This window comes from Sphingomonas sp. Leaf30, from assembly GCF_001422525.1.
GTDB classification, from domain to species: Bacteria; Pseudomonadota; Alphaproteobacteria; order Sphingomonadales; family Sphingomonadaceae; genus Sphingomonas; species Sphingomonas aerolata.
Genome location: NZ_LMKZ01000002.1, coordinates 337,737 through 356,649, shown reverse-complemented (window position 1 = coordinate 356,649; position 18,913 = coordinate 337,737). Strand labels below are relative to the sequence as shown.

20 protein-coding genes are annotated in these 18,913 nt (G+C 66.7%); 9 read left to right on the top strand and 11 right to left on the bottom strand.

The features are described 5' to 3' along the window. Window positions 1-198: 198 nt before the first annotated feature. The 3 genes from ASE89_RS08365 to ASE89_RS08355 are packed head-to-tail and all read left to right on the top strand — an operon-like array spanning window position 199 to window position 2,334. On the top strand, window positions 199-453 hold the full coding sequence (locus ASE89_RS08365) for a hypothetical protein (RefSeq protein WP_056675986.1): 255 nt from the start codon (window positions 199-201) through the stop codon (window positions 451-453). Then, window positions 450-2,003 (top strand): PepSY-associated TM helix domain-containing protein, encoded by a 1,554-nt coding sequence (locus ASE89_RS08360; RefSeq protein ID WP_056675983.1) that lies wholly within the window; start codon window positions 450-452, stop codon window positions 2,001-2,003. Before ASE89_RS08365 ends, ASE89_RS08360 begins: the two co-directional genes overlap by 4 nt. After that, window positions 1,996-2,334 carry a hypothetical protein gene (locus ASE89_RS08355; protein WP_056675980.1) on the top strand — a complete coding sequence of 113 codons (339 nt, stop codon included), beginning with the start codon at window positions 1,996-1,998 and terminating at the stop codon, window positions 2,332-2,334. Before ASE89_RS08360 ends, ASE89_RS08355 begins: the two co-directional genes overlap by 8 nt. Before the next feature lie 85 nt (window positions 2,335-2,419). On the opposite strand, the gene ASE89_RS08350 is transcribed toward ASE89_RS08355, so the two are convergent. After that, window positions 2,420-3,043, bottom strand: coding sequence for a hypothetical protein (locus ASE89_RS08350; protein ID WP_082451340.1), 624 nt, complete (start codon window positions 3,041-3,043; stop codon window positions 2,420-2,422). 110 nt (window positions 3,044-3,153) lie between these two features. Between ASE89_RS08350 and ASE89_RS08345 the strand changes: the two genes are divergently transcribed. After that, on the top strand, window positions 3,154-3,822 hold the full coding sequence (locus ASE89_RS08345) for a response regulator (RefSeq protein WP_056675974.1): 669 nt from the start codon (window positions 3,154-3,156) through the stop codon (window positions 3,820-3,822). Beyond that, window positions 3,819-5,135 (top strand): sensor histidine kinase, encoded by a 1,317-nt coding sequence (locus tag ASE89_RS08340; RefSeq protein ID WP_056675971.1) that lies wholly within the window; start codon window positions 3,819-3,821, stop codon window positions 5,133-5,135. The genes ASE89_RS08345 and ASE89_RS08340 overlap by 4 nt, the downstream gene beginning before the upstream one ends. Here the strand turns inward: ASE89_RS08340 and ASE89_RS08335 are convergent. The 9 genes from ASE89_RS08335 to ASE89_RS08295 all read right to left on the bottom strand — a co-directional run bounded on the left by ASE89_RS08335 (window position 5,132) and on the right by ASE89_RS08295 (window position 14,619). After that, complete coding sequence (locus ASE89_RS08335) at window positions 5,132-5,974, bottom strand: glycosyltransferase family 2 protein (RefSeq protein WP_056676466.1); 843 nt, start codon at window positions 5,972-5,974, stop codon at window positions 5,132-5,134. The genes ASE89_RS08340 and ASE89_RS08335 overlap by 4 nt on opposite strands. Next, the gene (locus ASE89_RS08330) at window positions 5,971-6,549 is read right to left on the bottom strand and encodes an SAM-dependent methyltransferase (protein WP_056675968.1); all 579 of its coding nucleotides are present in this window, start codon (window positions 6,547-6,549) and stop codon (window positions 5,971-5,973) included. The genes ASE89_RS08335 and ASE89_RS08330 overlap by 4 nt, the downstream gene beginning before the upstream one ends. Next, the gene (locus ASE89_RS08325) at window positions 6,533-7,225 is read right to left on the bottom strand and encodes a PIG-L deacetylase family protein (protein ID WP_236701675.1); all 693 of its coding nucleotides are present in this window, start codon (window positions 7,223-7,225) and stop codon (window positions 6,533-6,535) included. Before ASE89_RS08325 ends, ASE89_RS08330 begins: the two co-directional genes overlap by 17 nt. Then, complete coding sequence (locus ASE89_RS08320) at window positions 7,222-8,325, bottom strand: acyl-CoA dehydrogenase family protein (protein ID WP_056675962.1); 1,104 nt, start codon at window positions 8,323-8,325, stop codon at window positions 7,222-7,224. The genes ASE89_RS08325 and ASE89_RS08320 overlap by 4 nt, the downstream gene beginning before the upstream one ends. Further along, window positions 8,322-9,245 (bottom strand): glycosyltransferase, encoded by a 924-nt coding sequence (locus ASE89_RS08315; RefSeq protein WP_056675960.1) that lies wholly within the window; start codon window positions 9,243-9,245, stop codon window positions 8,322-8,324. The genes ASE89_RS08320 and ASE89_RS08315 overlap by 4 nt, the downstream gene beginning before the upstream one ends. Next, window positions 9,242-10,354, bottom strand: coding sequence for a glycosyltransferase family 4 protein (locus ASE89_RS08310; protein WP_056675958.1), 1,113 nt, complete (start codon window positions 10,352-10,354; stop codon window positions 9,242-9,244). Before ASE89_RS08310 ends, ASE89_RS08315 begins: the two co-directional genes overlap by 4 nt. A 114-nt stretch (window positions 10,355-10,468) precedes the next feature. After that, entirely contained in the window at window positions 10,469-11,110 is a 642-nt protein-coding gene (gene maiA, locus ASE89_RS08305) for a maleylacetoacetate isomerase (RefSeq protein WP_056675955.1), read from the bottom strand. Continuing rightward, the gene (gene hmgA / locus ASE89_RS08300; protein WP_056675952.1) at window positions 11,107-12,405 is read right to left on the bottom strand and encodes a homogentisate 1,2-dioxygenase; all 1,299 of its coding nucleotides are present in this window, start codon (window positions 12,403-12,405) and stop codon (window positions 11,107-11,109) included. Before hmgA ends, maiA begins: the two co-directional genes overlap by 4 nt. Before the next feature lie 87 nt (window positions 12,406-12,492). Further along, window positions 12,493-14,619, bottom strand: coding sequence for a malate synthase G (locus ASE89_RS08295; RefSeq protein ID WP_236701674.1), 2,127 nt, complete (start codon window positions 14,617-14,619; stop codon window positions 12,493-12,495). A gap of 92 nt (window positions 14,620-14,711) precedes the next feature. Here ASE89_RS08295 and ASE89_RS08290 point away from each other — a divergent pair, with 92 nt between their 5' ends. Beyond that, complete coding sequence (locus ASE89_RS08290) at window positions 14,712-15,599, top strand: LysR family transcriptional regulator (protein ID WP_056675949.1); 888 nt, start codon at window positions 14,712-14,714, stop codon at window positions 15,597-15,599. Here the strand turns inward: ASE89_RS08290 and ASE89_RS08285 are convergent. Beyond that, window positions 15,554-16,051, bottom strand: a complete 498-nt coding sequence (locus tag ASE89_RS08285) for a MarR family winged helix-turn-helix transcriptional regulator (protein WP_056675947.1) — start codon at window positions 16,049-16,051, stop codon at window positions 15,554-15,556. The two genes, ASE89_RS08290 and ASE89_RS08285, sit on opposite strands and share 46 nt — an antisense overlap. A gap of 88 nt (window positions 16,052-16,139) precedes the next feature. Between ASE89_RS08285 and hppD the strand changes: the two genes are divergently transcribed. The 3 genes from hppD to ASE89_RS08270 all read left to right on the top strand — a co-directional run bounded on the left by hppD (window position 16,140) and on the right by ASE89_RS08270 (window position 18,893). Continuing rightward, a complete protein-coding gene (gene hppD / locus ASE89_RS08280; RefSeq protein WP_056675945.1) occupies window positions 16,140-17,210 on the top strand; it encodes a 4-hydroxyphenylpyruvate dioxygenase in 1,071 nt (356 codons plus the stop codon). Window positions 17,211-17,226: 16 nt separating this feature from the next. After that, window positions 17,227-17,658 carry a Rieske (2Fe-2S) protein gene (locus ASE89_RS08275; protein WP_197979416.1) on the top strand — a complete coding sequence of 144 codons (432 nt, stop codon included), beginning with the start codon at window positions 17,227-17,229 and terminating at the stop codon, window positions 17,656-17,658. A gap of 68 nt (window positions 17,659-17,726) precedes the next feature. Continuing rightward, the gene (locus ASE89_RS08270) at window positions 17,727-18,893 is read left to right on the top strand and encodes an isovaleryl-CoA dehydrogenase (RefSeq protein ID WP_330219048.1); all 1,167 of its coding nucleotides are present in this window, start codon (window positions 17,727-17,729) and stop codon (window positions 18,891-18,893) included. Window positions 18,894-18,913 lie beyond the last annotated feature (20 nt).

The window sequence follows — 18,913 nt, the reverse complement described above, 5'->3', positions numbered from 1 at the left end:
GGATCGCATCCCCGGGGCGGATTTCCCTATGATCCGCCGCTCACGGCCCTGACCGGAAATCGTCGAACAACTTTGCTATTGATAACCACTCGCAAAATTCTGTAGGGCATGACCATGCAGGCCACTCCGCAGCGCACGCCGGACCTAGGGCGAACGGCAACGTCGCCGCGGCGTCGGTTGCGTCCTGCGGTCGTGCCGATGACTGCCCGGATCGGGACCGCGCTGGTCGGTGGCTATGTTCTTGCCTCGGCGGTCGCCACGCTGATCGCGCGGTTGCTGCCAGTGGACCGTGCCGAGGCGACCAGCTGGGGAATGATCCTCTCGTTCCTGGTCTACGCAATCGCCGCGCTTTGGAGCTTTCACGGGCCACGCGTGATGCGCGTCATGCTCGGCATCTGGGGCGGCAGCGCGGCGATCGGCCTGGCACTGGCCTTGCTCGGGGTCCGCCCATGACGGCTGCCTTGCCGCTGCGGCAGAGCATGGCGTGGATCCATGGGTGGCTGGGACTGCTCGCGGGATGGCTGCTGTTCGCGATGTTCCTGACGGGGACGGCAAGCTATTTCCGGCCCGAAATCACTCAGTGGATGCAACCCGAAATCCGCGCGAGCACGGTGTCGCCTGCGCAGGCGGCGCAAGGCGCGATGACCTATCTGCAGCGGATCGGCGCGGGTGACGACGTCCAGTGGTTCCTCTATCTTCCCGATGCCCGCTCGGCAGTGACGCGCGTGTTCGAGCAGCGGAGTCCGACGTCGACGGCACCGCCACGTCCCGCCGAACTGACGCTCGATCCCCGCAGCGGTGAGCCGGTTCGTGCCCGCGAAACCCGCGGCGGCGAGCATTTCTATCGGTTCCACTTCCAGCTTCAGCTGCCCTATCCCTGGGGGCGCTGGCTGGCCGGACTGTGTGCGATGGTGATGCTCGCGGCGATCGTCTCGGGGGTGATCACGCACAAGCGGATCTTTGCCGATTTCTTCACGCTGCGCTGGAACAAGGGACAGCGCAGTTGGCTCGATGCGCATAACGTCTCGGCCGTGCTTGCGCTGCCCTATCACGCGATGATCACCTATACCGGGCTGATCACGCTGGTGGCGATGTACATGCCGTGGCCGGCGATGGTGAACTACGAGACGCCGCTCGATTACGGGGCGGTCGCATTCGGCATTCCGACCGAGCGCGCGGCGACCGGCATTGCCGCGCCGCTGCTGCCGATCGGGCCGATGATCGAGAAGGCCGAAGCGGTGCTCGGCGCGCCTGCGACCCGGGTCGTGGTGCGCCATCCCAACGACCGCGCGGCGACGGTGACCGTCTATCGACATGCCGGCGTGTCGATCAATGCGCGGCTGCCATCGGTGACCTATTCGGGTAGCACCGGGCAGTTGCTCGAGCGATCGGGCGGCACCGGGCCCGCGCTGATGACCGCGGGGGTGATGCTCGGTCTGCACGTCGCGAGCTATGCGGGTACCGGGCTGCGCTGGGCCTATTGCCTGCTCGGCCTGACCGGCGCCGCAATGGTCGGTACGGGCCTGTTGCTCTGGACGACCAAGCGGCGGCGGCCGGGCGCGGCGCCGTTCCCGGGGCTGACACTCGTCGAGCGGTTGAACATTGCGGTGATTGCCGGGCTGCCGGTCGGAATGGCGGCGTATCTTCTGGCGAACCGGGTGCTTCCCGCCGATGCAGTCGGGCGCGCGGATGGCGAAGTCGCCGCGATGTTCTGGGCCTGGGGCGCGGTCGCAGTCATGCAGCTGGCCCGATCGCCGCGGCGCGCCTGGATCGAGGGCTTCGCGATCGGCGCCATCGCCTTTGCCGCAATTCCGGTCATCAATGCCGTCACGACCGCGCGCGGTCTGCCGGCCTCATTGCGTGGCGACGACCCGGTATTTGCCGGGTTCGACCTGACCATGCTCGCGATCGCCACCGTGCTGGGGATGGCAGCATGGCGTGTCGCGCATCTTCGTCCGGCGGCTCCGGTACGACGTCCTGCCCGTGGAGTGGTTCATGCTTGAAACGATCATCGTCACACTGGCGGGCTGGATGCTGCTCGCGGCCTCCGCGTTTCGCTATCGCCGGGATCTCGGGATCACCGCACCCGGGACGATCCGGCTGTTGCGGATCGCCGCCGCCGCCGCGCTGACGCTGGCGTTCCTGCGGTGCGGGGCGCCGGTCAGCGGCGAACGCGTCGTGCGGTTTCTGGGTGGCGGCTCGATCGCGGCGGTCATCATGGTCGGCACGCTGTCGGTCGCGCCGATGTTCATGCTCCGGCCCGTCGTCCTGATCCTCGGCATGGCGCGTGCCCTGCGGCCTTCGAAGCCGGACCATCGCACCGCTTCGGCCTGACGGCGAAAGCAAAACGGAGTGTGCCAGTCATTAGCGATCGGCCTGAGGGCTCGATCCGCCAACGTCGTGGCGGATCGCAACCATCCTAGCGGTTCACCGCCGCAGCCGGTGCGCGGGGTGACGTTTGGGCGGTGGGTGTGCCGACGGGTGCCGGTGGCGGCGTGATACCGGTTCCGGATGGGGCGCAGCCGGGAACCGTGGACGGCGTCGTTGCACCGGGAGGGGCAAAGTTCGCGCCGCCCGGTGGCGGTGGCGGCGGACCATCGTGGCCGGGACCGTCGGGTGCGCGAGGACCACCGGGGCCATGCGGCGGCGGCCCGCCCGCGGGGCCGGCGGCGACGATCCGCCCATTCGGATCGACCAGATAGGACGCGCGCAGCTCTCCGTTGTCGTAGCGCCCCTGTACCGTCATCGTCGCACCGGCAGTGACGCCATCGCCGTTGCGACCCGCATCGATCATCGTCCGCCCGGTCGCGTCCTGAAGGACGAAGCGGTCACCGAAGATCTCGACTACACGGCCCTTCACCGTCACCACACCGCTGGTACCCGACAGTCGGGCGATCGCGGTCGGCGTGGTGGGTGCCATCTCGATGCCGGGCCGCGTCAGCGATACGGCGCCGGCGCCGCCTGCCACGCCGACTGCGAGCAGGGCGGCAGCGGCGAGCTTCATCCGCGTTCCGCGGTTCATTGTGTCCATCAAACGGGGCATTCATCGTCTCCTCTTCGTGTCGATGACCGGCTTCTAGGCACCGCATCCCCACGCCCCGCTGAACTTCCCCGTTCAGTTTGGGTTTACCGTGCACAGCTAGCGAGGTCGTCATGCGTATATTGCTCGTCGAGGACGATCCCGATCTCGGCCCCGCGCTGGCCAAGGCCTTGCGAGGCGAGAACTGCGCGGTCGATCTTGCCGCAAACGGCGTCGATGCGGGGCATCTGGGCGACACCGAGGCCTATGACGCCGCCGTGCTCGATCTTGGCCTGCCCGGCCGAGACGGCGTCACGATCTTGCGGGACTGGCGTGCGGCGGGGCGCGACCTGCCCGTGCTGATCCTGACCGCGCGCGACGGATGGTCGGACAAGGTCGCGGGGTTCAAGGCGGGCGCCGATGACTTCATGACCAAGCCATTCCGCGTCGAGGAACTGGTCATGCGGCTGCGCGCGCTGGTGCGTCGGGCGGCGGGGCACGGCGCCACACGGCTCGAATGCGGTCCGCTCGCATTCGAGACGCAGACCGGCCAGTTCGAGCTCGACGGTTTGCCGGTCAAACTGACTGCGCTCGAATGGCGGGTGCTGTCGGCGCTGATGCTGTCGAAGGACGCGGTGATCGAGCGCCTGGCGCTGATGGAGCGTGTCTATGAGGGCGATGCGGATGTCGACTCGAACAGCCTTGAGGTGATCGTGGGTCGGCTGCGCAAGAAGATCGGTGCGTCGCTGATCGATACCGTGCGTGGCCGGGGCTACCGGCTCGCCACGCCCACACCCCGATGAGGTTGATCCCGCGGTCGATCCATGGGCGGATGCTCGGCCTTTCACTGCTCGCCACCCTCGTTGCACTTTTGGTCGCGGGTGCGGCGATCGCCGGCGTGCTGCAGCGGTTCGTCACCCAGGGGCTCGACCAGCGGCTCGATGCCGAATTGTCGCTGCTTGCCGGTGCGGTCGATGGCGATGGGCGGATCGACCGGGCGCGACTGACACGGCTTCGTGGCCTGCTCCATGCCGGCCCCGGCTGGCAATGGCAGATCAGCGGTCCGGCACACACAGTGAGTTCCGCCGAATTTCCGACGCTGCGGACGCCCGGCCGGGCACCGCGAGACTCGCTGCGCGGGGAAGGGGAGGCGCGTCCGCAACCACTGGAAGGGCGGAACGGAATCCATGCCCGACGGATTTCGATCGCGACGGACGCGGGGCCGATGGTGTTGACCGCAGCCGCACCGCGCGACGTCGTCGCCCGACCGATCCGGTCGGCGGTGGTGCCGTTGCTTGCAACGCTCGGCATCCTTGGCATCCTGCTGGGCGTTGCGACGCTGGTGCAGGTGCGGATCGGGTTGCGACCGCTGCGCGCGTTGCGCGACGGCGTCGCTGCGATGCGCAGGGGGGCCGCGGGTGTGTCCGAAGCGCAGCCCGACGAGCTTCGTCCGCTCGCGATCGAACTGAACGCACTCGCGCGGGACAACGCGTCGGCGCTCGCGACCGCGCGCGCGTCGGCGGCCAATCTGGCGCATGCGCTGAAAACCCCGGTCGCGACGCTTGCGCTAACGGTGCGTGACGATCCCGCCCAGGCGGCGCAGCTTGCCCGGATCGACGCAACGATCCGGCATCATCTTGCCCGCGCACGCAACATCGCCGGCGGTCATGCGAGCAGCACCGCACTCGCCCCCGCGATCGCCGATCTGATGTCGACGATCCGGCGGCTGAGGATGGAACGCGGCGTCGTGATCGATGCGGCGATCGATCCCGAGCTGCACGTCGCGGTCGATGCCGCGGATCTCGACGAGATGGCGGGCAATCTAATCGACAATGCCGCGCGGCATGCGCGAACGACGGTGCGTGTCGCCGCGAGGGTCGATCAGGGCATGATCCGGCTCAGCATCGTCGACGATGGCCCGAGCATCGCGCTGGCCGACCGTCAGCGGGCGACCGATGCTGGCGTGCGGCTCGACGAACGTGAGGACGGCCATGGGTTCGGACTGGCGATCGCGCGCGAGCTCGCGGCGCTGTATGGCGGCGTGCTGGTCCTCGACGATGCCGCGGGCGGTGGGCTCTCGGCTTCGGTCACATTGCCGATCGGTACCGCGGTCTAGGACTGGCCCGAATGCGCGGCGATCAGGTCCGCGGCGTTTGGACGGCGCAGGATGCGGATGCCGTCATCGCAATAGTCGACGAGCCCCATCGCGACAAAGGCGTCGAGCCAGCCCTGCATCGGCCACCAGCCCCAACGCGCGTGGAATATCGTCGCGTTGCGGACGATGTCGTCGAGATGCTGGACGGGCGGATCATAGCTGTCGTGATATTGATGACAGGCGATCGCACCGCCGACGAAGATCAGCGAGGTTTGTGCATGCTCGGCGCGAAAGCCGAAGTCGGTGTCCTCCGCGCCATAGCCGACAAACGCCTCGTCAAAGCCGCCCAGCGCGTCGAATCGCGACCGGCGGATCGCGAACGCCAGCGACCAGAACAGACCGGGATTGGTTTCGCGCCGCGTGCCCGTTGGGGGAAAACTGCGCACCGGATGTGGCCGCCCCGCCGCCAGCAGGACCTCTTCGTTCCACGTCGAACGCGCGTCGTCGGGTCCGAGATAGCGGATATCCGCGCAGAGCAACGCATCGTCCTCATCGAGTACCGCACCCATCCTGGCGAGACACTGCGCCATCGGGATACAGTCTACGTCGAGGAACAGCAGATTTGCAGACGTCGCGTGCCGTGCTGCAAGGTTGCGCGCGGCGGCGAGCGCGAGGGTGCCGGTCTGAAGCCGATGGACGTGGACGGGGAAAGGCGCCTCCGGCTGCGCGACCGGGTCGCTGCTCATGTCGACGACGATCAGTTCGGCGGGGGCGACAGCGCTCCGTTTCAAGCCCTCGACCAGCTGGATCAGATGGGGTTCGCGGTCCTTGACGAGGGTCAGGACGGAGAGCGGCGTCATCGCAGGGACCACAGGTCGAGGCGGTACGCGTCGGTTCGCTCGCCATACTCGACCGCGATCCCGCCGAGCCGGTCGCGCAGCTTGGTGACGGCTGCGTCGCCGGTTTGTGGATAGTCGGTATCGCCCGTCCAGTGCACGAGTAAGATCCGGCAATCGGGCGTGGCGCTGGCGCGGATCGCGGCGGCTGCGCGCTCGATATCCGCGTCGTCCCAGTAATAAACGACCTCCGACAGCACGACGAGATCGAACGCGCCGTCGGGCGTCTGGGCCGGGAAGCTACAGCGGGTGATCGTGACATTGGGCAATGCGGCGCAGCGCGACCGGGCAAGCTCGACCGCGCGCAGGCTGATGTCGATCGAGGTCAGGATATTGCACAGTGGCGCAAGTTGCGCGGTCAGCACGCCGTGGGCGCAGCCGATCTCCAAGGCCGAACGATAGCGTCGATCGTCGATCGCGGCGATCGTCGCATCAAACTTGGCGGCCTCATACGGGCTCGAAGCGAGCGACCAGGGATCATCGTCGGCGGTGAAGACGTCGTCGAAATAGCGCGCGTCGAGGCTATGGTCGGGTCGCATATCGGCTCGCCAGATAGAGGAGATCGGTTCCCGGCATACGCTGTTGCGCGCGCGGCAGACGAAAGCCGTCGCCCATCAATCCGGTCAACTGGCTGCGGTGCGCGCGAAGCGCGGCCGAGCGCCGGGCGGTCGGCATCGCCGCGGTACGGACGACGCGCTTGCCCGCGGGGCGATCACCCCAGACGGAATATTCGAAGATCACGACCGGCCTGCGCGCGGCGCGCGCGGCATGCACCGCAAGCGTGAAGCACGCGGCATGATCGCAATGCGGCTCACCCGCGGCGGTGGTCGCGATCGCGTCGACCGCGTGCCGGCGCAACAGGGCCGCCAGTTGCCGGACGGACCGCCCGAACGCGGTGCTTCCGGGGCGGTGCGGGTTTGCATCGTGCCAGTCCAGAAACCGCGGGATGATCCGCCGTTCGCCGGTCAGCAGCGCGACGGCGTGCCGTGCCTCACCGCGTCGTCGCCGGATGAGCGTGCTACGGTCCGCCGGCGTCGGGCAGGGATGCGAACCCGATCCGTCGGTTAGGATCATCACACCGGCAAGGCGATTGCGCGCCGCCGTATCGGCGATCAATGCCCCCGTGCCGAGCGTTTCATCATCGGCGTGCGGCGCGAGCACCAGCCACCGCGCGCTGCGCCAGGGACTTCGGCTCAGCGCCGTCGCGGGGGTCACCACAAGCGGTCACCGGCGCCCCAGACGTCGCGGTCGAGCCAGGCGAGCGCCGCCTGATCGCGCGCATAATCAGGGCCTGCCTGACGCAGATAGAGGCTAAGGTCGCGGCTGATCTTGTCCGCACGCTCACCATCAAACGCGCTGCGCGTACCGAGCAGACGGGCGGCGGCTTCCATGACGTCAAGCGCGGCACGCTCGACGACACCGCGCGTCATCTGGACGAAGACGATGGCGTCCGCCTCCTCACGCGCGGCACGTCCCGCAGCCTCACGGACCCAGAGGTAGGCGGTGCGCGCGGCAACTACCGCCTCGGCGAAGCGCGCACGCTGGACAGGGTCGCCGCGCGCGGTGTCGGACAAGGCGCGCCGGGTCTCGGTCAGCAGCCCCTCCATGCCACCAAGCTGGACCGCCAGGAACCGCCATGCCCCCGCGGTGAACCGGGGCTCGCGGTCATAATCGCCCGGTGCACCCAGCGTCTGCATGGCGCCGGCGGGATAATTCGAGCATTCGTAGCGACCGCTCATGCTCGCGCGCATGCCGCGCACGCGCCAGCGGGACGCGTCGGTACGCACGGGATCGTCGGCCGGGATGACGACGATCGGACGCTGCCCCACCGCCGGACGCGCAGTGACGATCGCGTAATCGATACCTCCGGCTCCGCTTGCGAAGTGCTTGGCCCCATCGAGCACGGGACCGTCCGGACCGTCGATCACCGCGACGCCGGGCGGAGGTTCGGTCGCCCAGACGCCGAACCATGCACCGCGGTCGAGTTCGGTATCGAGCCAGGCAAGTTGATCCGCCGATGCATACCAGTCGAACAGCGCGAGCGCGTTGACATGGCCTTCGAACAGCCGCCCGACGCTGAGGTCGCCGCGTCCGACCGTCCGCAACGCATCGAGCAGCTCGTCCGGTGCACCATTGGCCTGGCCGCCAAGTGCACGCGGGGCGAACCGCCGGTGCAGGCCGTGGCGGACCAGTGCGGCCATGCTGTCCGCGGGAAACATGGGGGCGGCATCATAACGCTCGCCGCAGGACGCGAGCGTCTCGACGAGGTCGAGGGATGGCGTCGCGGCGGCCGGCTGTGCAGTCGGGCCACTCATCGGTCGAGCCCCAGCGGCATGTCGCAGCGCATTGGCGGGAGCAGGGGTTCATCGCGCGCGACTCCTGCATCACCGCCCGGCTGGTCGCGCCGCATCCGTCGCCACGCCGCGCGTGCGCGCCACTGATCGAACGACGGCAGAAAAGTGGACTCGCCGCGCGCCACGCGATCGGACAGCGCCTGCATATGGTCCGCCATGCCCCCGGTCGCGCGACCGATGGTGCGCGCGGACACACGGGTCCACACACTTATCGGATGACCGAGCCGACCACCTGCCGCGACCGCCGCCTCGACCAGTGCACGGTCTTCCCCCGCGGGGATTGCGGGAACGCCGCCTGCCGCACGGTAGAGCGGGGCAAGAATTGCCAGGCTTGCGCCGGTATGATCGCCGTGACGGGGCGCCGGATCCCAGCGGCACGGATCGATGTCGTCCTCGATCGCGCGAACACACGCCCAGTAGCGGTCGAGCTTGACCTGCATCGCATCCATGGCCGCCGCGAGCGGTTCGGCATCGTCGACGACGATCCGGCCACCGACGATATCGAGCCCCGCGTCGATCGCGCGAAGCATCGCCGAGATCCAGTCGGACGGCGGCCGGGTATCGGCATCGGTGGAGATGAGAACGCCGCGATCCGGATCGATGCGTGCCAAGCCAGCCTCCATCGCCAGGCGTCGTGCGGTGCCGGCATGCGCGCGCTCGGGGGGAAGATCGTGGCAGGCTACGGCGAGATGCAGTCGCTCGCCCCAGGCGGCCTGTGCCCGGGCCACCGCGGCGACGCTGTCATCGACGGTGTTGTTGATCAAGATCGAGACGCGAATCGGTCCATCCACGTCCTGTCGCGCGAGGGCGTCGAGCAGAATTGGCAGGCGGTCTGCCTCGTCACGCGCGGGCACGCATACGCAAAAGCGGGCGTCCGTCATGCCGCCCCCGCCAACGTGATCGGATAGTCAGACGCGCGGCCCCGTGCGGCGTGGCGTGTCGGCTGGATCATCTCTTCGTATAAATCCTCATAGCGGTCGATCATGACGTCGGCGTCGCAGATCGCCTCCGCGCGCAGGCGGCAGGCGCGGCGGTCGAGCAGCACCGCCCGCCGCGCGGCATCCGCGAGCGATGCGACATCGTCCGCGCGTGCGAGCGTGCCACAGGACTCATCGAGCAGCGCCGGAATCGCGCCGCGCGCAAAGGCGGCGACGGGCGTCCCGGACGCAAGGGCTTCGGCGACCACCAGCCCGAACGGTTCTTCCCAGCGAGGCGTGCAGAGGAACGCACTCGCGCCGCCGACGAGCGCGCCGAGTGCCGCATGCTCGAGATGCCCGACATGCGTGACGTCGGCGCCGAGCCGCGGCAGGATCTCGGCTGCATAGTAATCCGGATCGGAGATCGGTCCGGCGATGCGGAGCGGATAGCCTGCCAGCCTCGCCGCGTCGATCGCCAGATGAAGGCCCTTTTCGGCAACGATCCGCCCATACCAGACAAGATAGCGGTCGGGATTCGCGGCAGGTTGGAAGGGGAAGCTCGCAAGGTCGATGCCGTTCGGGATCGTACGGTCGATCGGCGTCACGTGGCTCCACAGACCGCGGATCGTATCGGATACGGCAACGAAGCGCATCGATGGCGACTTGCAGAGTCGGATGCCGCTTTCCAACCAGCAGAACGGGGGTGTGTGCAACGTCGTGACCATCGGCGTATCGAGCGTTTCCGCCATCGAGACGGGAAGATAGTGAAGCGAGTTGTTGTGGATGACGTCGAACCGTCGATTTCTCAGCATGCTCATCAGCCGCAAATAGGCATGGTGTTCGCGGAAGAACGTCACGTCCTGCGCTTCGGCGGTGCCGGTTTCGAGAAGCGAGGTTTCGTCGCAGATCGCCTCGAGCCCCATTGCCGGATCTGATTTCATCGATGCGAATACTGTGACCGCATGTCCACGTCGGCGTAACGCGGTCGCCAGCAGGTGCGTATGCATCTCGAGGCCACCGGCAAAAGGCTCGCGGATGGCATATTTGAGATGCGCAATAATCGCGATTCGCATTCCGACCCCTTCACCAGCGATCGCGATCTAAGTCGCGTCGATTCGGTGAGAAACGCATCAATTCGGCTTTTATGTCCGCTACTCGGACCGGGTTTGTGCTAATCTATATCAATACTATAGCGGGTCACGGTCAGACTGCATGTCGGGATGTGCAGCGGCGAAGGCCGGCAGGGTCGCTGCATTCGCGGCGGCGGCGGCCAGACGTGGGTAGCGGGCAAGATCGATGGCGAAGCGTTCGGCGGCATAGACCTGCGGCACGAGATAGCAGTCGGCCAGCGTCGGCGTGGCGCCAAAGGCATAGCCGTCGCCGTGGCGAGCGATATGAGGTTCGATCGCGTCGAATCCCGCGGTCATCCACCGCGTGATCCAGGCCGATACCTGATCGGGCGTTGCGGCGAAATCGGTCCTTAGTGTGTCGAGGATGCGCAGATTGTTGACCGGATGAATGTCGCACCCGATCGTCGCGGCAATGCCACGCACGATCGCGGCCTCGGTCGGATCGGCGGGCAATAGCGGCGGCGCGGGATAGGTCGCGTCGAGCCATTCGAGGATGGCGGGCGACTGCGTCAGGATCGTGCCGTCGCCAATGTCCAGCGCGGGCACCAGCCCTTGCGGGTTGAGCGCGAGATAGCGCGCGTCACGCTGTGCGCCGGTCCTGAGATTGTGCGTGCGTTGCTCATACGCGCACTGCTTCAGGTTCAGCGCGATCCGCACACGGTACGAGGTTGTCGACCGCCAATAGCCGTGCAGGATCATGCCGGCAGCACCGCCTTGGGGAAATCGGCCCAAACCGCGTCGTAGTCGAGCTGGGCATGCGCCAGCGCATGCGGCGTCGGTCGGTAGGGCCAGCAGCTCTCCACCATGAAGGCCATGGTGCCGTCGATCTTGTGCGGCTTGAGATCGGCGTTCGTCGCGGCGGTCCAGCTGTCGAGATCGGGACCGTGGCCTGCCATCAGATTGTGTAGGCTCAGACCGCCGGGCGTGAAGCCGGCCGCCTTGGCGTCATAGGCGCCGTGGATCAGACCCATCGCCTCCGACATAACGTTGCGGTGGAACCAGGGCGGGCGGAACGTGTCTTCGGCAACCATCCAGCGCGGCGGGAAGACGACGAAATCGGCATTGGCGCGGCCGGGTACGTCGGAGGGCGAGGTCAGAACGGTGAAGATCGATGGATCGGGATGGTCGAAGCTCACCGTGTTGATCGTGTTGAACCGGGCGAGATCATAGCGCCACGGCGCCAGGTTGCCGTGCCACGCCACGACATCGAGCGGGCTGTACTCGAGCGTCGTGCACCACAGCGATCCCATGAACTTCTGGATCACCTCGAACCGCCTGTCGCGATCCTCGAACCAGGCGACAGGCGTTTCGAAATCGCGTGGATTGGCCAGCCCGTTGGCGCCGACCGGACCGAGGTCAGGGAGGCGGAACAGCGCACCGTGGTTTTCCGCGACATAGCCCGTCGCGTGGCCATCGGGCAGCAGCGCGCGGAACCGGACACCGCGCGGGACCAGCGCGATCTGACCGGGTGCGACCGTGATCCGGCCGAGCTCGGTCAGAAGCTCGAGCCGGCCGGACTGCGGAATGAACAGCAGTTCGCCATCGGCATCGACAAAGACCCGCGCCGTCATGTCGCGATTGGCGGCATAGAGATGCACCGCGACGCCCTCCAGATCCGCAGGATCGCGGGTGGCGAGCATCGTCGTCATGCCGTCGATCAGGTCGGTTCCCGCTGGCGGCGGCGCGCTCGGGTCCCAGCGCAGACGGTTGGGCGCCAGCGGACCGTCCTGCGCGCCCGCCGTGAAACGTGCGGCGCCGTCATATCGTACATAGGGCGGATGTTCGGCGGTCGGGCGCATGCGGTATAGCCAGCTCCGCCGGTTCTCGTGACGCGGTGCGGTGAAGGCCGTGCCCGATAGCTGTTCGGTGTACAGCCCGAAGGGAGGTCGTTGCGGCGCATTGCGCCCGACGGGCAGCGCGCCTGCGACGGCCTCGGTCGCGACATGGTTGCCGAAGCCCGAAATATAGCCGGTGTCGGCCGGGTCATTGGCCATCGTAACACTCTCCTCGCGCACCCCTGTTCGACGTGCCGCGGTGGCCGGGGGTTTCGCTCCGAACGATGGCCCCCGGCTAATATGGTGTCAACTGTTACCAGTTCGTACTGCTTTCGCCTCCTGCCGGAAGCGGTGGAGCAGGGGTTCGGTATAGCCGTTCGGCTGATCAAGCCCTTCGAAGACAAGCGCGCGGGCGGCGCGATAGGCAAGGCTGGTTGCTTCGTGCCCTGCCATCGGCCGATAGTGCTGATCGGAAGCATTCTGCGCATCGACCTTGGCCGCCATCTTCACAAAGGCGGCATCGACCTCGGCGGGCGTTGCGATGCCGTGGAGCATCCAGTTCGCCATATGTTGCGAGCTGATCCGCAGGGTCGCGCGATCTTCCATCAGGCCAATGTCATGAATGTCCGGCACTTTCGAGCAGCCGACGCCCTGGTCGATCCAGCGCACGACATAGCCGAGAATGCCCTGCGCATTGTTCTCAAGCTCGTCGCGGATCTCGTCGGGGGACCAGTTATGGCCGTGCGCCAGCGGGATCGTCAGCAGCTTCTCGAGCGGCGTGACCGGCTCGCTCTGTCGTGCTGCCTGCCGCGCGAAGACGTCGACGCGGTGGTAATGCGTCGCGTGGAGCGTCGCAGCGGTGGGCGAGGGGACCCAGGCAGTGTTGGCGCCGGTCATCGGGTGCGCGATCTTCTGATCGAGCATGTCCGCCATGCGATCGGGCGCGGCCCACATGCCTTTGCCGATCTGCGCGTGACCGCTGAGGCCACAGGCGAGGCCGATCTGGACATTGCGATCCTCATAGGCAGCGATCCAGGCGCTGGCCTTCATCTCGCTCTTGCGGATCATCGGTCCAGCGCGCAGCGCGGTGTGCATCTCGTCGCCCGTGCGATCGAGGAACCCCGTGTTGATGAACACGATGCGGTCCTTCACCGCGGCGATGCAGGCGGCCAGATTGGCCGAAGTGCGGCGTTCCTCGTCCATCACGCCGACCTTGATCGTGTGGCGGTCGAGCCCGAGCAGATCCTCGATCGCATCGAACAGCCGATTGGTGAAGCCCGCTTCGTCGGGGCCGTGCATCTTAGGCTTGACGATGTAGATCGAACCCTCGCGGCTGTTCCGGAAGCGACCGGTGCCGTTCAGATCGTGCAGCGCGATCATCGCGCTCACGATCCCGTCGAGAATGCCCTCGGGCGCCTCCGTCCCATCGGGCAGATGGATCGCGGGTGTGGTCATCAGATGGCCGACATTGCGGACGAACAACAAGCTGCGCCCCGGCAGGACGATCTCCAACCCGTCCTGCGCGGTGTAGCGCCGGTCGTCCTCCAGCGACCGGGTCAGCGTCCGGCCTCCCTTGTCAAACTGCGCCTCCAGATCGCCCTTCATCAGGCCCAGCCAATTGGCATAGGCCGCGACCTTGTCGTCGGCGTCGACCGCTGCGACCGAGTCCTCAAGGTCGACGATCGTCGTGAGCGCGGATTCGAGCCGGACATCGGCGAGTCCGGCGGGGTCGGACGCGCCGATCGGATGGTCGCGATCGATGACAAGTTCGATGTGCAGGCCATTGTGGCGCAACAGGATCGTGCTGCCGGCATGGCCGCGGAGCTGATCCGGTTGTGCCAGCACGGGCGGGCTGCCGTCCCAGTCGGTCCACGAACCCGTCGCAAGCGGCACGCTGGAATCGAGGAACGCCTTGGCCCAGGCGATCACCTGCGCACCGCGGTCCGGATCATAACCCCGACCGGACGGCGTTCCGGGGATCACGTCGGTGCCGTAGAGCGCGTCGTACAGGCTGCCCCAGCGCGCGTTTGCGGCGTTGAGGACGAACCGGGCATTGAGGATCGGCACGACCAGCTGCGGGCCTGCCAGCCGCGCCACTTCGTCATCGACACCGGTCGAGGTCGCGACGAACGGCGCAGGCTCCTCGACGAGATAACCGATCTCACGGAGGAAGCGCGCCTGGGCATCCGGATCGACGGGGCGGCCGCCAAGCGCGCTGTACCAGGCGTCGATCTTCGCTTGCAGCGCATCGCGGCGGGCAAGCAGCGCGCGATTTTCGGGTGCGAAGCGGGCGTAGATGTCGGCCATTCCGGACCAGAAGGCGGACGGGTCGACTCCCGTGCCGGGCAGCGCCTGGTCTTCGAGGAACCGTGCCAGCGGTGCGGCGACACGCAGCCCCGCCTTGTCGATCATGTCGTCTGACGTCGCGGTCATCGCTCTCTCCCTATCTGACGACCATCCTATACGACCGCCAGGCTGTTCGGTAGACGATCAAGTGTTGAAGCTGTCGATCACTGGGGGAATGAATGGATCCGGATGCCGCCTTGTTCGTCGACGTCGTCGCGGCAGGAAGCCTGAGCGGAGCTGCCCGCTTGCGCGGCATCTCCCCGGCGATGGTATCGAAACGGATCGTCCGGCTCGAGACGCGGCTCGGAGTGCGGCTGCTCAATCGTACGACGCGGCGGCTCGAGCCGACGGCGCGAGGCGAGCGATATCACGCGGACATGGTCGCGATCCTTGCCGCGATCCGGGAGGCCGAGGGGCGGGTCGGCGACCGGGCCGCCGGGCCGAGCGGTCCGCTCCGCGTCAGCGCGCCGACGTCGTTCGGGCGCTTGCATATCGCACCTCGGCTCAAGCCCTTTCTCGATGCGCATCCCGACATCGCGCTCGAACTAAATCTGTCAGACGGTTTTTCGGACCTGCTCGGCGAAGGGATCGACCTCGCGATCCGGATCGCGCCGACGGTCGAGCCGGGTTTTGACGCGCACCGGCTGGGCGACAGCCGCCGGGTCCTGTGTGCCGCACCCGCTTATCTCGAAACGGCGGGCATTCCCGACAGCGCGGCGGCGCTGGGTGATCATCGTCTGCTCGCGGCGCGCGGCCAAATGCCGTGGCGGCTGACGGGGCCTGACGGCGATTTCACGATCGATGCCGCGAGCCACGTCCGCACGAATTCGAGCGAGGTCGTGAGAGAACTCGCGCTGTCGGGCGTCGGGATCGCGCTGCGGTCGCTGTGGGACGTCAGCAGCGATCTGGCGGCGGGGCGGCTCGTTCGCGTCCTGCCGGCGATCGAGGGGAGCGCGGATGTCGGGATCTTCGCGCTGCACCCGCGCGGCGCAGTGCCGTCGTCGGTTGTCGCACTGCTCGACTATTTACGGACGCTGTGGACACCGTCACCGCCCTGGGCCGGCTGATCGAGCGCGCTGGTCACCGCGTCGATCCGGCGGAGCATCGCCGTGAACGCGGCGACTTCGGCCGGGTCGAACTGCGCAAAGATCCGCGCCTCCAGATCGCGTGCCTTGGGTGCGACCGCAGCGTAAAGCGTGCGCCCGGCATCGCTGAGCATTAAAAGGTGCGAGCGACGGTCGCTGGCATTGGCGCGCCGTTCGAGGAGGCCGCGCTCGACCAACGCAATGGCCGCGCGGCTTACCGTAACCTTGTCCATGCGCGTACGATGACCGATTTCCGCCTGCGTAATGCCGCCGGTTTCCGCGATGACGGCGACCAGTCGCCATTCGGGGATCGAGAGGCCGAACAGCGATTCATAGCTGCGCGCGATCGTGTCGCTGACGAGGTTCGACGTGAACGACAGCCGGAACGGGATGAAGTCGTCGAGCAGCAGCGGGCGGTCGGATGGGGCGGTCATGGCACGGGATAGTATCAGTTGACACGATCTGCGCAAACGCGCAGTTGGTATCCAACGATACTATAAAGCTGTGAGAGGCTGTCGCATCATGGAGCATATGGACGTCAACCCGATGGGGTTGGATGGTTTCGAGTTCTGCGAGTTCACATCGCCCGATCCGGCGGCGATGGGCAAACAGTTCGAGCAATTGGGTTTCGTGCCCGCGTCCCGGCATCCGACCAAGGCAGTGACCCGCTACAAGCAGGGTCGCATCAACCTTTTGCTCAATGCGGAGCCGACTGGGCAGGCGGCGACGTTCCGCGCCGACCATGGTCCTTCGGCTAATGGCATGGCGTTCCGTGTTGCCGATGCCAAGGCGGCCTTCGACGCTGCGTTGGCACGCGGTGCGAAGTCGGCCGATGCGTCGCTGGGGGCGCTGGGCGACGAGAGCTACGCGCTGGAGGGGATCGGCGGATCGTTGCTCTATCTCGTCGACCGTCATGGCGGCGCGGGCAGCCTGTACGATGCGTGGGATCAGATCCCAGGTGCGGCAGAGGCCGAGGCCGAGAATTCGGTCGGTCTCGATCTGCTCGACCATCTTACCCACAACGTAAAGCGCGGGCAGATGCGGACCTGGTCGACCTTTTACGGTCAGATTTTCGGGTTCGAAGAGCAGAAATATTTCGACATCAAGGGCAAGGCGACGGGCCTGTTCAGCCAGGCGATGATCGCGCCCGATCGCGCGATCCGGATCCCGCTGAACGAGAGCCAGGACGACCACAGCCAGATCGAGGAGTTCATCCGCGATTATAATGGCGAAGGCATCCAGCATCTCGCGCTGACCACCGACGATATCTACACGACCGTCGAGAAACTGCGCGCGCGCGGCGTGCGGCTGCAGGACACGATCGAGACCTATTACGAACTGGTCGACAAGCGCGTGCCGAACCATGGCGAGGATCTCGAGCGGCTGCGGCGCAACCGGATCCTGCTCGACGGCAATGTCGGTGAGGAGGGGCTGCTCCTCCAGATCTTCACCGAACCGCTGTTCGGGCCGATCTTTTTCGAGGTCATCCAGCGCAAGGGTAATGAGGGGTTCGGCAACGGCAACTTCCAGGCGCTGTACGAATCGATCGAACTCGACCAGATCCGGCGTGGGGTGATCACGGTCGACGCGTGACGACGTCATGACGGACATGCAGGGCGAGCCTAGCGACGGCAATGTCGTGAGCGATACTCCGTCGTCGGTGCGGCTGTTCGCCACGCCGGCCGGGATTGCGCTCGGGTCGATCGAGGCGATCGCACCCGGCCAGTCGAGAGGCTATGTCGTGCAGATGCGCGCGGGGCGGTTCCACGGTTTTGCGGTTCGGCGCGGTGACGGGGTCGTCGGCTATGTCGACCGCTGCCCGCACGCCGGACTGCCACTGGCGCGCGCCCTCGACGACTATCTGAGCCCGAATGGCGACTTGATCGTCTGTGGGTGGCATTCCGCACTGTTCAGAATCGACGATGGCCGCTGCGTCGGCGGCCCCTGCGTGGGTCAAGCGCTTGCGGTCTGGCCGATCACGGTCGTAGACGGCGTGATCACGACGCTCGGCGCGACGGCTGCGGTCCCTGACCCCCGCTGAGCGCCAAGCGCGAACGATAATGAGAATAGCCCGGCAAGCCACGGGGATAGAATGGTAAGGAGAGTTTCGTGACGCCAGATTTCGACTTCGCGCTGGGCGAAGCCGCGGACATGATCCGCGACACGACGCAGCGTTTTGCGAAGGAGAAGATCGCTCCGTTGGCGGCTAAGATCGATGCGGAGGATTGGTTTCCCCGCGAGCTCTGGCCGGCGATGGGCGAGCTGGGGCTTCACGGCATCACCGTCGAGGAAGAGTTTGGCGGGCTCGGGCTCGGCTATCTCGAGCATGTTGTCGCGGTCGAGGAAGTATCGCGCGCATCGGCGTCGATCGGCTTGAGCTATGGCGCGCATTCCAATCTGTGCGTCAATCAGATCCGCCGCTGGGGCAATGCCGAGCAAAAGGCGAAATACCTGCCCAAGCTGGTGTCCGGCGAGCATGTCGGAAGCCTCGCGATGTCCGAAGCCGGGGCGGGATCCGACGTCGTGTCGATGAAGCTGAAGGCGGTGAAGACCGAGAACGGCTATGTCCTGAACGGCACCAAGTTCTGGATCACCAACGCGGCCTATGCCGATACGCTCGTCGTCTATGCGAAGACGGGCGAGGGATCGAAAGGGATTACCGCCTTCCTGATCGAGAAGGACATGCCGGGATTCGCGATCGGGCAGAAGATCGACAAGATGGGCATGCGGGGATCCCCGACCGCCGAGCTCGTCTTCACCGATTGCCACGTGCCGTTCGACGCGGTGATGGGACCGGAGAATGGCGGCGTTGGTGTGCTGATGTCGGGCCTCGACTATGAGCGCGCGGTGCTCGCGGGCATTCAGCTCGGCATCATGCAGGCCTGTCTCGATGTGGTCATCCCCTATGTCCGCGAACGCAGGCAGTTCGGGACTGCGATCGGGCAGTTCCAGCTGATCCAGGCGAAGGTCGCGGACATGTATGTCGCGCTGAGTTCCGCACGTGCCTATGTCTATGCCGTCGCGCGGTCCTGCGATGCGGGCAAGACGACGCGGTTCGACGCAGCGGGCGCGATCCTGCTGGCGAGCGAGAGCGCGGTGAAGGTCTCGCTGGAATCGATCCAGGCTCTGGGTGGCGCGGGCTATACCAAGGACTGGCCGGTCGAGCGCTTCATGCGCGACGCCAAGCTGCTCGATATCGGCGCGGGGACGAACGAGATTCGCCGGATGCTGATCGGACGCGAACTGATCGGTGCCGCGCCTAAGGTGATGCAATGAGCGTGCGGATCAGGTCGCGG